The sequence below is a fragment of the Paraburkholderia atlantica genome (assembly GCF_000092885.1).
Classification (GTDB): domain Bacteria; phylum Pseudomonadota; class Gammaproteobacteria; order Burkholderiales; family Burkholderiaceae; genus Paraburkholderia; species Paraburkholderia atlantica.
The window spans coordinates 1,753,415-1,765,991 of record NC_014117.1 but is presented as its reverse complement, the minus strand read 5'-3'; the positions used below and the strand labels follow the sequence as shown (position 1 = coordinate 1,765,991).

The window sequence follows — 12,577 nt, the reverse complement described above, 5'->3', positions numbered from 1 at the left end:
GACAACCCATCATGCAAAAGACTAAGAGCCTGAAGCTCTCCTGCGCGGCGGCGCTCGCGTTGCTGGCAGCGCTCACCGGCACGCACGACGCGCTCGCCGGCGGCGCATCCGATAACAATATCGCGCTCACGGCCGCGAAGCATCGCGACGGCGCGGAGCGCTCGATGATGCTCGGCGCGACGCTCGCGGGCAGCCGCATCGTCGCGGTCGGCGAACACGGCGTGATTCTGCTGTCGGACGACAACGGCGCGCATTTCCGCCAGGCGCACGAGGTGCCGGCCAACGCGACGCTGACCTCGGTCGCCTTCACCGATGCGCGGCACGGCTGGGCGGCGGGACACTGGGGCGTCGTGCTGCACACCGACGACGGCGGCGAGAACTGGCGCGTGCAACGCTCGGACACCGGCGTCGACCAGCCACTGTTCTCGATCGCGTTCCGCGACGGCCGGCACGGCTGGGCAGTGGGTCTGTGGTCGCTGCTCGTCACGACCGACGACGGCGGCGCCACCTGGAACACGCGGCAGGTCGATCAGGGGGCGGGCGCAGGCACCGGCAAGAGCGGCCTGAATTTCTTCTCGGTGTTCGCGGGCCCGGACAAGGACGTGTATATCGCGGCCGAACAGGGCACCGTATTCAGATCGAACGATGACGGCGCGAGCTGGCAGGCGCTGCACACGGGGTACAAGGGCACGCTGTGGAGCGGCGTGGTGGCGCCCGATCGCACGGTCTACGTGGGCGGCTTGCGCGGCAACCTGTTCGCGAGCGGCGACGCCGGCGCGACGTGGCAGGCGGTGCCGTCCGGCGCCAACGATTCGATCACCGATCTCGTCGCGAACGAGCACGGCGTGGCCGCCGTCGCGCTCGACGGTCACGTGACGGTGAAGCAGCCGGACGCGCGCGATTTCGTCGCGAAGCAGTTGCAGGGCCGCGACGCGCTGACCGCGCTGGTGTTGAACAGCGACGGTTCGCCCGTGCTGTTTTCCAAACATGGCGTGATCGCCCGATAAACCAGACAAACCAGATAAACCAGATCAATCAGGAGCAGACATGAAAATCGAAGCATTGCTTGCGAACCTTCGTACCCAAATGATCGTCGGGGGCCGTGCCGTCGACGCGCGCAGCGGCAAAACCTTCGCGGTCTACGACCCGGCCAGCGGACGTGAAATCGCCCAGGTGCCCGACGGCGACGCCGAGGACGTCGCGGCCGCCGTGGCCGCAGCGAAGAGCGCGTTCGAGTCGAACGAATGGCGCCGGATGCCGCCGGCCGCGCGCGAGCATCTGCTGCTCAAGCTCGCCGATCTGGTCGAGCAACACGGCGACGAGCTGGCGGCGCTCGAAACCCTGAACCAGGGCAAGCTGCTCGGCTTCTCGCGCATGCTCGAAGTGGGCGGCAGCGCGCAGTGGCTGCGCTATATGGCCGGCTGGGCGACCAAGATCGAGGGCAGCACGGTCGATCTGTCGCTGAGCTTCCCGCCGGGCGTGCAGTATCGCGCGTCGACGCAGCGCGTTCCGGCCGGTGTGGTCGCCGCGATCGTGCCGTGGAATTTCCCGCTGCTGATGGCCGTGTGGAAGATCGCGCCGGCGCTCGCCTGCGGCTGCACGGTGGTACTTAAGCCCGCCGAGGAAACGCCGCTGACCGCGATCCGCCTTGCCGAGCTCGCGCTCGAAGCCGGTTTGCCGGCCGGCGTGCTGAACGTCGTCACCGGCCGCGGTGAAACGGCGGGCGCGGCGCTCGTCCGTCATCCGGACGTCGACAAGGTCACGTTCACGGGCTCGACCGAAGTGGGGCGTCTGATCGGCGCGCAATGCGGCCGCGACATCCGCCGCGCGTCGCTCGAACTGGGCGGCAAGAGCCCCGTGATCGTGCTCGACGACTGCGATCCGCGCAAGGCGATCGAAGGCGCGGCGGGAGCGATCTTCTTCAATCACGGCCAGGTATGCACGGCCGGCTCGCGGCTCTATGTGCCGCGCTCGATGTACGCGCAGATCGTCGAGGGTGTCGCGCAGGTCGCCAATAGCCTCGTGCTCGGCTCCGGCTTCGACGAGAAGACCCAGATGGGCCCCCTCGTGTCGGCGCGTCATCGCGACAAGGTCGTCGGCATGATCGCCGAAGGCCGCGCGCAGGGCGGTGAAATCATCGCGGGAGGTTCGGCGCGCGACGGCGACGGGTATTTCGTGCGCCCGACCGTGGTCGCCAACGAAGCGCGCCGGCCGCTTTCGCTCGTCAACGAGGAAGTGTTCGGCCCGGTGCTGGTCGCGATGCCTTACGACGATCTGGAAGAAGCGATCAGCGCCGCGAATTCGAGCGAGTACGGTCTCGGCGCGAGCGTGTGGACGAACCAGCTCGACAAGGCATTGCGCGTCGTCGATCGAATGGAGGCGGGGACCGTGTGGGTCAATTCGCACAACATGGTCGATCCGGCGTTGCCGTTCGGCGGCTTCAAGTCGTCGGGCGTCGGACGCGAGCACGGCCGCGCGATCATCGACGCGTACACCGAGACGAAATCGGTCTGCTTCGCCTACTGAGGCATAGACTCGAGGGGCAACGCATCATGAATACGTCATCAGTCGATCTGCGGGACGGCGACATGCGCGAACACACGGATCCGAATTCCCGGGCGCGCCTGTGGGTAGCGATCCTCGCGGGCGTGGTCGGGCCGGAAGTGTTCATCGTCCAGCCCGCGGTGGTCGAGGGCTTCGTCAAGTACCTCGGTTTCGACGCGGTGGCGGCGGGTTATGCGGCGTCGGTGGAGGTGTGGGGCATCGCGTTGAGCTCGATCCTGCTGCCGCTCGTCGCGAAGCGCGTGAACTGGCGCACGGTGATCGTGCTGTCGATCCTGCTGATGGCGGCCGGTAACGCGGCATCCGCGTTCACGCCCGCTCATGACGTTTTCCTGGTGCTGCGATTCCTCGTCGGCGTCGGCGCGGGCGGCCTGATCTCGCTGAGCTTCGCGGCGGTGGGGCTGAGCGCGCATCCGGACCGCAACTTCGGCTACCTGGTCATGTGGGTGATGATCTATGGCGCGCTCGGGTTGTGGCTCGTGCCAAGCGCGTTCGCGCTCGGCGGCATCCGGCTGCTGCTGTTTTTCTTCGCCGCGTTCCCGTTGCTGGTGCTGCCGTTCGTGCGTTTTCTGCCGCGTGGTGGCGAGAGCGCGCCGCATTCCGACGCGAACGCGATCGAATTGCCCACGCTCGCCAAAGCATCCGCATTGCTTGCGATGCTGCTGTACTTCGTCGCGCAGGGCATCGTGTGGGCGTATCTGTTTCTGATCGGCACCGACGACGGCCTTGGCGAGCAGCAGGTCGCCAACGCGCTGACGCTGTCGCAATTCATGGGCGTGCTCGGCGCGTGGACGTTCGGTGCGTGCGGCGCGCGCATCGGCCGCTCGCGCGCGCTCACGGCGAGCGTGCTCGGCGGTTCGTTGTGCCTGCTTTTGCTGACCGCGCAGACGACGTTCGCGAGCTTCGCGCTCGTCGTCTGCGTCTACAACTTTTTCTGGAACGTGGCGCAGCCGGCCTTGCTGTCGGCGATGGCCGTGTTCGACCGGCGCGGGCGCATGGTGCTCGCGGCGACCGCGATGCAGATGATCGGTCTCGCAGCCGGTCCCGCGTTCGGCGCCGGGGTTATCGCGTCCGGCAGCTACTCGCAAGTCATCGGCTCGGGCGTCGCGCTGTTCGTCGCGAGCTGGTTCTTCATCTACCTCCCGGTGCGCCGCCACGCGCTCATGCTGTGCCAGGCCAACGCGAACGCGAACGCCGACGCCGACGCCGACGCCGCCCCCGTCACGGAGACACCTCATGCCTGATCAGGATCTGCTGCAACGCCGCTACCGCGTGCTCGGCAAACGCGCGCCGCTGTTCTACGACGAGCCGTTGCATCTGGTGCGCGGCGAGGGCGTCTGGCTCTACGACGCCGCCGGCCGGCGCTATCTCGACGCGTACAACAACGTGCCGCATGTCGGGCACTGCCATCCGCGCGTGACCGACGCGATCGCGCGGCAGGCGTCGCAGCTGAACACAAGCACGCGCTATCTGCACGAGAACATCGTCGCGTATGGCGAGCGGCTCGTGTCGACGTTCGACGCGTCGCTGCCGATGGTGATGTTCTGCTGCACCGGCAGTGAGGCGAACGAACTCGCGTTGCGCATCGCGCGCGAATGCACGGGCAACATGGGCATCATCTGCACCGCGCATTCATACCACGGCAACACGGCGGCGGTCGTGCAGGTCAGCTCGTTTCTGTCGACCGAGCAGCAGCGCGGGCGCTATGTGCGCACGATTCCGGTCATCGATCCGTATCGCGAACGCGGCGATCTGAGCGAGGACGAACTCGCGGATCGCTACGCGAACGCGGTGCAGGGGGCCATTGATGCCTTCACGGCCGACGGCGTGCGCGTCGCCGGTCTGCTGATGTGCTCTGGACTGTCGTGCGAGGGTCTGCCGGACGTGCCGGCGGGTTATCTCGCGCGCGCGGTCGAAAAGGTGCGCCGTGCGGGCGGCGTCTACATTTCCGACGAAGTGCAGGGCGGCTTCGCACGCTTCGGCTCGCATTTCTGGGGCCATCAGAAGCTCGGCGTGGCGCCCGACATCGTCACGATGGGCAAGCCGATGGGCAACGGCCATCCGCTCGCCGGCGTGGTGGCGCGCCGCGAACTGATCGAAGACTTCGCCGGGCGCAATCCGATGTACTTCAACACGTTCGCGGGCAACCCGGTGTCGTGCGCGGCGGGCATGGCGGTGCTCGACGTGATCGCCGACGAAGGACTGCAGCGCAACGCGCAGAGCGTCGGCCAATACGTGCTCGACGAGCTCCATGGACTCGCGGCGAAGCATGCGGCGATCGGTGACGTGCGCGGAGCCGGTCTGTTCTTCGCGGTCGAGATGGTCGAAGACCGGGCGGCGAAGACGCCGGCCGGCGGCGTCGCACGCCGCGTCGTCAACGCGATGCGCGAGCGCGGCGTGCTGATCAGCCGGATCGGCGTGCACGACAACATCCTGAAAATCCGCCCGCCGATGCCGTTCTCGACGGCCAACGCCGATCAGCTGATCGACACGCTCGGCGCCGTGCTCCGCTCCCTCTGACAGGACCGCCATGACACCTACAGAAGACGCGTGCGCGTCGGAGGACGCGTTCGCGCTGCAACGTCTAGCCACCGAGGCGCTCCGGCTCTGGGATCTCGACGATCCGATCATCGCGCCGATCAAGATCCGCGAGAACGCGGTGTTTCGCATCGATACGAAGGACGGCCGGCGCGCGGTGCTGCGCATCCACCGGCTCGGCTATCACGACGACGCGGCGCTCTATTCCGAGTTCGCATGGATGCGGGCGCTCGCGGGCGCGGGCATCGAGGTGCCGCGGGTGGTGAGCTCGCGCGCAGGGCGGCCGTTCGAGCGCGTGCACAGCGACGAGCTGCGCGCGGGCCGCCAGATCGACGTGCTCGAATGGGTCGACGGTCGCCAGCTCGGCGCGCTCGAATCGGGTCTCGTCGGTGGCGAGGGCGAGATTGCACAGCGTTATCGCACGCTTGGCGGCATTGCGGCGCGCATGCACAACCATACGAGCGCGTGGCGCGCGCCTGACGGCTTCAGACGGCATAGCTGGTGCGAACAGGGGCTGGCGGGCGACGAGCCGTTGTGGGGACGTTACTGGGAACTGGAGCAACTAGGCGCGTCGCAGCGGCGTCTGTTCGAGCACGCGCGCGAGGCAATCTGGAGCGACCTGAGCACGCATGGCAAGGACGTCGGGCAGTTCGGCCTGATCCACGCGGATCTGGTGCCGGAGAACGTGCTGGTGGACGGCGAACGCGTGCGGGTGATCGATTTCGACGATGCGGGCTTTGGCTGGCATCTGTTCGACGTGGCGACGTCGCTGTACTTCATTCGCGGCGAGCCGTTCTTCGACACGGCCATGCAGGCCTTCGTGGCCGGCTATCGCTTGCATCGGCCGCTTGCTGACGAGCAGTTGTGGCAGTTGCCGCTGTTCATGGCGGCGCGCAGCACGACCTACCTGGGCTGGGTGCACAGAAGAAAGCATACGGATACCGCGAAAGCGCTGACGCCGGTGCTGATCGACTATGCGACGTCGGCCGTCGAAGCGTATCTGGGCAGCAGGTAAAAGCGGCGCAGAAAAGCAAAAAGCCAAGGACATGCCCCGGCTTTTCGATCCGTTTCGGCTAGCGCGGGCGATTGTCCGACGGCATCGCCTCGAACAGCTCGCGATAGTCCTGCGTGAAGTGCCCCGAGTGAAAAAAGCCCCACCGTTGCGCGGCAGCGCGCACGGTCAGCTCTCCCGACGACGATTTGCGTAGCAGCTGGCGCACGTGATTCAGCCGGATCGCGCGCATGTATTCGACCGGCGATTTACCGGTCACGAGACGAAAGCTCGTCTGCACCGTGCGCCGGCTGATCCGCAGCGATTCGCACAGCTCCTGCACGGTCACGGGCTCCATCGGGCGCGCGAGGATCATGTCGTGCGCGCGCGCGACCACGTCGCTCTGCGACATCCACGTAATGTCGGTCTTTTCGTCGGGCACGCCGTCGTCGACGAGCGCGTCGAGCATGTCGAGAATCTGCGCCGACACGCGGCGCTGCGCGAGTTCCGATGGCGCGCATGCGTTCAGCGCGAGCGCCTCGTCGGTCACGTAGCGCCACATCGCGATGAACTGCGCGCGCGCGCCGGGCGCGAGCGGAATCACGCAAGTCTTGTTTGACAGGCGGCTTTCGAGCCGCGCGGCCAGCTCCGGATGACCGGCCAGGAACGGCAGCTTCACGCCGACCGCGAGCAGTGCGGTTTCACCCGGAAAATGGAGGAAGAACTCGCGGCTTGCGCGCGCGCAGATCATCGAATCCGCGGGTACGCTACGGTCCGCGAACGTGACGGGCGAGTTCGCGTCGAGCACGATGCCGAACACCAGCATGTCGCTCGGTGTGCTGCCCTGCTGCACGACGCGGCGATTGACGGACTCGTAGAACAGGTGGGTGCCGTCCACGCCGATTTGCTGGAGTCGACCTTGAAAGGGCCCGCAATCGAGCTGGAAATACTGCTGTTCCCAGCCGGGAAGCATCGCGGCGTGTTCGCCGGCGTCGGTAAAGGTGTGATTCTCGAGCTGCATGCTGGTTGCGGATAAATCGCTGGCCGATCGGTGAACGACGCACCGAATAATTATTAACCAACCGGTACGTCGGTTAATGCAGTGCGAAGGATGCAGGGGCGAAAGCGTCTTCGCAAGCTCGGGATGGCCCTGGCTTGCCGGGTTCGGTTGCCTCCTTGTGGCATTCGAGCTGTTTCGTGGGGGATGCAGCCATCGATTTTGGGTTCGACGGAGCGCTTTTAAGCCGAGCATACGGCCGCCCGGTCGATCGGACAAATCGATAGAAATTGCTGCTCCGAATAAATGGTAGTGATATCAAGGAGGCGGGGGAGGCCAGCGAAGCACCGGCGCAACCTCGGGATCCCGACGCTGATCACGGTGCCGCTGCGCGGCTTGACCGCGGCGTGGATCACCGCCGAGTGGGGGATCGTGCCGGTGCAAATCTTCGACGGTCTGGGCTCCGGGCTGCAAAGCGTCGCAATACCGGCTCTCGTCGTGCACCTGTTGCATGCTGGCGGGCGCGTGAACCCCGGTCAGGGGGCGGTAAAAAGCGTGGAAGCGGCGGGCGGCTGCCTGAGTCCACTGCTCGGCGGATGGCTCGCCAGCCGCTTCGGCTACCCGACGGCCTTGATTGCGCTCGGCAGTCTCGCGTTCATTTCGCTGGCCGTGTGGATCACCCAAGGCGCGACGATCAGGCGAGCGTGCGATACGCGTCGCGACGAGCTCGAGAAAATGGCCGACATCGACGCGTCGGCGTTGTTTTCGTAGCTCGGACTCTGCGGCACGGAATCAGTCGGACCCAGACGCTTGACCCAGATCAAGCCACTCGCCATGCCGGCGCGCACGATGTAAGCGCGTGACGCATTGCGTTTTCGCCGCCGCTCGCCGCCGCATGACTCGACCGGGTCGACGCGAGAACACGTTTGCCGCCACGCATCGTGTTTCATTCCGGCCACAGGAGAAGTCCGTCATGAAAGCACTCGTTTATCACGGTCCCGGCAAAAAGTCGCTCGACGAACGGCCGATTCCCGAACTCGCCGCGCCCACCGATGCAATCGTCAAAGTCACTCGCACGACGATCTGCGGCACCGATTTGCACATTCTCAAAGGCGACGTGCCGACCTGCGAGCCGGGCCGCATTCTCGGCCACGAAGGCGTCGGTGTCGTGCATCAGCTCGGCGAGGCGGTGAGCGGGCTCGCGGCTGGAGATCACGTGCTGATCTCGTGCATCACCTCTTGCGGCCGCTGCGACTACTGCCGGCGCGGCATGTATTCGCATTGCACGACGGGCGGCTGGATTCTCGGTAACCGGATCGACGGCACGCAGGCCGAATACGTGCGCATTCCGCATGCGCAGAGCAGTCTGTACCGGATTCCGGCCGGCCTCGACGAAGAGGCGCTCGTGATGCTGTCCGACATTCTGCCCACCGGCTTCGAATGCGGCGTGCTCAACGGCAAGGTTCAGCCGGGCTGCACGGTGGCGATCGTCGGCGCCGGGCCGATCGGGCTAGCGGCGCTGTTGACCGCGCAGTTCTACTCGCCGGCGCAGATCATCATGATCGATCCCGATGTCAACCGGCTCGAGGTCGCGCACCGCTTCGGCGCGACCGCGTGCGTCGACAACGCGCATACCGATGCGCTCGCGCAAGTGCTGAAGCTGACGGAATCGGTTGGCGCCGACTGTGTGATCGAAGCGGTCGGCATTCCGCCGACGTTCGAGCTTTGCCAGCAACTGGTCGCGCCGGGTGGAACGATCGCGAACATCGGCGTGCACGGCGTCAAGTGCGATCTGCATCTGGAACAGCTGTGGGATCGCAACATCGCGATCACGACGCGTCTCGTCGATACCGTCAGTACCCCGATGCTGATGAAGACGGTCAAGGCAGGGCGGATCGATCCGACGCGTCTGATCACGCATCGGTTCCGGCTCGACGATATTCTTGCGGCTTACGAAACGTTCTCCAGCGCGTCGAGCACGCGCGCGCTGAAGGTGTTGATCGAAGCGTCATAGACGGGGCGCGGGGCGCGGGGCGCCGGAGCGATGGCGCAATGGCGCGATAGCGCGATGGCGGCGTCCGCCGACGCGGGGCTCGCGTGCGTCGCGCCGCGATTACCCAGCTCGATCGCGAGTGCGGCGCATGGCCGCGCGGCAGACCTCTATACTGTGCGTCGTCAAAACACGAGGCCCGTCGTCGGCTTGTGGGCCGCCGGCTCGCGAAGCCGGCATCGCTCGAACCCGCCCATCCATGGATACTGATTTGTCGTCGCCGCGCCGCTCACGGCTCACGCGCGTTATCGAGGTTTTCAGCGCATTTCTTAAACTCGGGCTGACCAGTTTCGGTGGCCCGATCGCTCACATCGGCTACTTCCGGCGCGAGTTCGTCGAGCGGCGCCGCTGGCTCGACGACGAAGCCTTCACCGACCTGATCGGCCTGTGCCAATTTCTGCCGGGACCGGCGAGCAGCCAGGCGGGATTTTCGATCGGGCTGCTGCGCGCCGGGTGGGCCGGGGGCCTTGCCGCCTGGTGCGGCTTCACGCTGCCGTCGGTATTCGTCATGCTGGCCTTTGCCGCGATCGCGCCGGACCTCGGCGGAGCGCTCGGCACGGGTGTGATCCACGGCCTGAAACTCGTCGCGGTGGCCGTCGTCGCGCAGGCCGTCTGGGACATGGCGCGGCGTCTGTGTCCGGACCGTCGCCGCGCGGCGATCGCGCTCGCGTCGCTCGCATTGCTGAGCGTGCTTGGCACCGTCTACGCCCAACTGATCGTGATCGGCGCCGGCGCCGTGCTCGGTGTCGCGCTGTGCCGGACCACGGGGACGCAAGCGCCGAGTGCCATTGCGCTGCGAGCCGGCGATTTTCAGGTGTCGCGCACGGCAGGCAGCGCCGCGCTGGTGGTGTTTTGCGCGTTGCTGTTCGCGTTGCCGCTATGGGCGGCAAGCGGAACCTCGCAAGGCGTCCGCGTATTCGACGCGTTCTATCGCTCCGGCGCGCTCGTGTTCGGCGGCGGGCACGTGGTGCTGCCGTTATTGCAGCGTGAAACCGTCGCGACCGGATGGGTCGCGCCCAACGACTTCCTGGCCGGCTATGGCGCGGCCCAGGCGGTACCCGGACCGCTGTTCACGTTCGCGGCGTTTCTCGGCTGGATGATGGCGCTGCCGCCCAGACACTGGAGCGGCGCACTGCTCGCGACAGTGGGCATCTTTCTGCCGGGTCTGCTGCTCGTGCTCGCCGCGTTGCCGTGGTGGCAGGCGCTGCGCTCGCGTGCGGCGATGGCGGCGGCGCTTGCCGGGGTCAATGCCGCGGTGGTCGGCCTGTTGGCCGCCGCCCTTTATTCGCCGGTATGGACGAGCGCGGTGTTCTCGGCGACGGATTTCGCCGTCGCGTGCATCGGCTTTTTGCTATTGCTGCGCTGGAAGGTGCCGCCGCTCGCGGTCGTCGTGCTGTGTGTCGCGGCCGGCGTTGCTCAAACGGTGTGGCATCCGCTTTGACAGCGCCAATCGCGCACGCTTTCGAAAGCACTGATCTGCATCAAGGCCGACAGCCACGGTTCGGTTAGCCTGCAACGATGATCGCGCGGCCTCGGTGCGTTTGCCGCACTACGACGGTATCGCGCGAAACCCGACAGGCCGGAAGCCATTCGCGCGATGACGGACCACATGATCAACCACGGCCTCGGCGGCTACGGATTGGGCGGTGCAAGCGCGCACGACGGCCCGCGCGCCGTGCGGGCATGGCGCCACCTGCGCTGGGGGCTGTGCGCGCTGAGCTTCTGCGCGATTCCCGCGTTCTACGTCGAGCTGACGGTGCCCACCCCGTTCGCGCTGACCGTGTCGCGCACACTGTACCTGGCGATGTTCGCCGGCTTTGCGTTGTCGTTCACCTGGCTGGCCCATCTGAGCAGACGGCCGAAGACGCTGCTCGCGAACAACTGGCTCGACCTGCTCATCGCGTTGGGCGCGGCGCTCAGCACCGGTTTCGGCACGCCGCCGTGGCAGCCCGTCGAATGGCTGCTGCGGCTGTCGTTCATGGGTATCGTCGCGTTGCGCATCGTGCTGTCGCTACGCGAGTTCGTCACGCCGAACCGATTGATGTGGCTGCTGCTCGCCGGCGCACTCGTGCTCGCGATGGCCGGTGCCGGCTTTTACTGGCTCGAACCGCACGTGCATTCTTACTCCGAAGGGCTGTGGCTTGCGTTCGAAAGCAGTGCGACCGTCGGCTACGGCGACATCGCGCCGACGACGCCCGCAGCGCGTGTGTTCGCGGTATTTGTCGTGCTGCTTGGCTACGGCATGTTGTCGCTGGTCTTCGCGAGCATCGCCGCCGCATTCATCGGCAAGGAAGAGAGGGCGTTGCGGCGTGAGATGCATCGGGATATCAAGCATCTGAACGATGAAATCGCGCGGCTGCACGCCGAGCTGAAGGCGTTGCGGCAGACGCTCGACGCCGCCGCGCGACGCAGCGACGCCGACGCGGGTTCCGTGACGCGCACGGGCGAATGACGCTTCGTGCCGACACGGCCGAGGCAAACGGCGCCACCGCTGAGATGCGGGACGCTGCGTTGACGTACGTCAAATCCGCCGTGGATTGCGTGGTTAAGCTGGAGACGTCGCGGCACTTCATGCCCGTGGGGGCGTCACCATGCATATTTCCTTTCCATCCTGCATGCCCGAATACTGCGCCCGCGATCTGGTGCTGGCGTTTCCGGCGCTCGTCGACGATCGGCCCGTGCAGTGCGCGATCACGGCCGAGGCACTCGAAGATCATTTCGGCGCACGCTCGCTGCGCGAAGACGATCTGGTCCAGGCGTTCCTCGCGCACCGCTATCAGATCGAACAGGCAGCCAAACAGCTGCTCGAGGAGGTTGGCGCCAAGCCCGTGCTGCTGCATAGCGGGTTCTTCAGGTTCTGCGCGTGACCCGTCGAGCGGACGCGCTTGACGTGGATCAACGACGCGCCTGCGCGCCCGGCTACGCTGAAGGCATGGTGAGCCGAGCACGGCTCGGTCGACTGGGCCCGGTCGTGGCCTGTTTATCCAAAGGAGGGTGCAATGAGCAATCTGACGCGTTTTGATCCGCTTTCGCTGGACCCTGTGTCGGAGTTGTTCCAGGGTTTCTTCCGGCCGATGCGGTCGATGCTGGCGACCCAGGACACGGAACTCGCGTCGATGAAGATCGACGTCACGGAAAGCGACGCGGCTTATTCGGTGAAAGCCGAACTGCCCGGCGTGGACAAGAAAGACATCGACGTGCAGATCGACGGGAGCGTCGTGTCGATCAACGCGAAGGTCGAGCGCAACACGGAGGAAAAGGAAGGCGAGCGCGTGATCCGCCGCGAGCGCTACGCGGGAACTTTCAGCCGCTCGTTCTCGCTCGGCGGCGAGGTCGACGAGGCTAACGCGAGAGCCGAGTACAGGGACGGGGTGCTGTCGCTCAGCTTGCCGAAAAAGGCGTCCGGTGATCGCAAGCGGCTGACCATCGACTGATACGG

At 66.3% G+C, this 12,577-nt stretch carries 12 protein-coding genes; 11 read left to right on the top strand and 1 reads right to left on the bottom strand.

Annotated elements, in window-relative coordinates; translation table 11 throughout:
• Positions 1-11: 11 nt before the first annotated feature.
• The 5 genes from BC1002_RS07845 to BC1002_RS07825 are packed head-to-tail and all read left to right on the top strand — an operon-like array spanning position 12 to position 6,115.
• Positions 12-1,007: a WD40/YVTN/BNR-like repeat-containing protein gene (locus BC1002_RS07845; protein ID WP_013089521.1), complete on the top strand. Its 996-nt coding sequence runs from the start codon at positions 12-14 to the stop codon at positions 1,005-1,007.
• Between the two features lie 40 nt (positions 1,008-1,047).
• Complete coding sequence (gene styD / locus BC1002_RS07840) at positions 1,048-2,526, top strand: phenylacetaldehyde dehydrogenase StyD (protein ID WP_013089520.1); 1,479 nt, start codon at positions 1,048-1,050, stop codon at positions 2,524-2,526.
• Positions 2,527-2,552: 26 nt separating this feature from the next.
• A complete protein-coding gene (locus BC1002_RS07835) occupies positions 2,553-3,806 on the top strand; it encodes an MFS transporter (protein ID WP_013089519.1) in 1,254 nt (417 codons plus the stop codon).
• On the top strand, positions 3,799-5,082 hold the full coding sequence (locus BC1002_RS07830) for an aminotransferase class III-fold pyridoxal phosphate-dependent enzyme (RefSeq protein WP_013089518.1): 1,284 nt from the start codon (positions 3,799-3,801) through the stop codon (positions 5,080-5,082). Before BC1002_RS07835 ends, BC1002_RS07830 begins: the two co-directional genes overlap by 8 nt.
• Positions 5,083-5,092: 10 nt before the next feature.
• Positions 5,093-6,115 carry a phosphotransferase enzyme family protein gene (locus BC1002_RS07825; RefSeq protein WP_013089517.1) on the top strand — a complete coding sequence of 341 codons (1,023 nt, stop codon included), beginning with the start codon at positions 5,093-5,095 and terminating at the stop codon, positions 6,113-6,115.
• A 58-nt stretch (positions 6,116-6,173) separates the two neighbouring features.
• Here the strand turns inward: BC1002_RS07825 and BC1002_RS07820 are convergent, their stop codons facing one another.
• Positions 6,174-7,112, bottom strand: a complete 939-nt coding sequence (locus tag BC1002_RS07820) for a helix-turn-helix domain-containing protein (protein WP_013089516.1) — start codon at positions 7,110-7,112, stop codon at positions 6,174-6,176.
• Positions 7,113-7,394: 282 nt separating this feature from the next.
• On the opposite strand from BC1002_RS07820, the gene BC1002_RS07815 reads away from it, so the two are divergent.
• The 6 genes from BC1002_RS07815 (at position 7,395) to BC1002_RS07790 (ending at position 12,572) form a co-directional block, all read left to right on the top strand.
• Positions 7,395-7,859: an MFS transporter gene (locus tag BC1002_RS07815; RefSeq protein WP_238537929.1), complete on the top strand. Its 465-nt coding sequence runs from the start codon at positions 7,395-7,397 to the stop codon at positions 7,857-7,859.
• 202 nt (positions 7,860-8,061) lie between these two features.
• On the top strand, positions 8,062-9,102 hold the full coding sequence (locus tag BC1002_RS07810; RefSeq protein WP_013089515.1) for a zinc-dependent alcohol dehydrogenase family protein: 1,041 nt from the start codon (positions 8,062-8,064) through the stop codon (positions 9,100-9,102).
• 235 nt (positions 9,103-9,337) lie between these two features.
• The gene (chrA, locus tag BC1002_RS07805) at positions 9,338-10,579 is read left to right on the top strand and encodes a chromate efflux transporter (RefSeq protein WP_013089514.1); all 1,242 of its coding nucleotides are present in this window, start codon (positions 9,338-9,340) and stop codon (positions 10,577-10,579) included.
• A 156-nt stretch (positions 10,580-10,735) separates the two neighbouring features.
• The gene (locus BC1002_RS07800; RefSeq protein WP_013089513.1) at positions 10,736-11,590 is read left to right on the top strand and encodes a potassium channel family protein; all 855 of its coding nucleotides are present in this window, start codon (positions 10,736-10,738) and stop codon (positions 11,588-11,590) included.
• Between the two features lie 139 nt (positions 11,591-11,729).
• On the top strand, positions 11,730-12,005 hold the full coding sequence (locus BC1002_RS07795; RefSeq protein ID WP_013089512.1) for a DUF1488 family protein: 276 nt from the start codon (positions 11,730-11,732) through the stop codon (positions 12,003-12,005).
• Positions 12,006-12,137: 132 nt separating this feature from the next.
• Positions 12,138-12,572 (top strand): Hsp20/alpha crystallin family protein, encoded by a 435-nt coding sequence (locus BC1002_RS07790; protein ID WP_013089511.1) that lies wholly within the window; start codon positions 12,138-12,140, stop codon positions 12,570-12,572.
• Positions 12,573-12,577 lie beyond the last annotated feature (5 nt).

Bases quoted from the DNA above. Each gene is read 5' to 3' on its own strand.
- BC1002_RS07845 (WP_013089521.1), top strand. From the start codon at position 12: ATGCAAAAGACTAAGAGCCTGAAGCTCTCCTGCGCGGCGGCGCTCGCG.
- styD (WP_013089520.1), top strand. From the start codon at position 1,048: ATGAAAATCGAAGCATTGCTTGCGAACCTTCGTACCCAAATGATCGTC.
- BC1002_RS07830 (WP_013089518.1), top strand. From the start codon at position 3,799: ATGCCTGATCAGGATCTGCTGCAACGCCGCTACCGCGTGCTCGGCAAA.
- chrA (WP_013089514.1), top strand. From the start codon at position 9,338: ATGGATACTGATTTGTCGTCGCCGCGCCGCTCACGGCTCACGCGCGTT.
- BC1002_RS07825 (WP_013089517.1), top strand. From the start codon at position 5,093: ATGACACCTACAGAAGACGCGTGCGCGTCGGAGGACGCGTTCGCGCTG.
- BC1002_RS07800 (WP_013089513.1), top strand. From the start codon at position 10,736: ATGACGGACCACATGATCAACCACGGCCTCGGCGGCTACGGATTGGGC.
- BC1002_RS07795 (WP_013089512.1), top strand. From the start codon at position 11,730: ATGCATATTTCCTTTCCATCCTGCATGCCCGAATACTGCGCCCGCGAT.
- BC1002_RS07810 (WP_013089515.1), top strand. From the start codon at position 8,062: ATGAAAGCACTCGTTTATCACGGTCCCGGCAAAAAGTCGCTCGACGAA.
- BC1002_RS07835 (WP_013089519.1), top strand. From the start codon at position 2,553: ATGAATACGTCATCAGTCGATCTGCGGGACGGCGACATGCGCGAACAC.
- BC1002_RS07820 (WP_013089516.1), bottom strand. From the start codon at position 7,112: ATGCAGCTCGAGAATCACACCTTTACCGACGCCGGCGAACACGCCGCG.
- BC1002_RS07815 (WP_238537929.1), top strand. From the start codon at position 7,395: ATGGTAGTGATATCAAGGAGGCGGGGGAGGCCAGCGAAGCACCGGCGC.
- BC1002_RS07790 (WP_013089511.1), top strand. From the start codon at position 12,138: ATGAGCAATCTGACGCGTTTTGATCCGCTTTCGCTGGACCCTGTGTCG.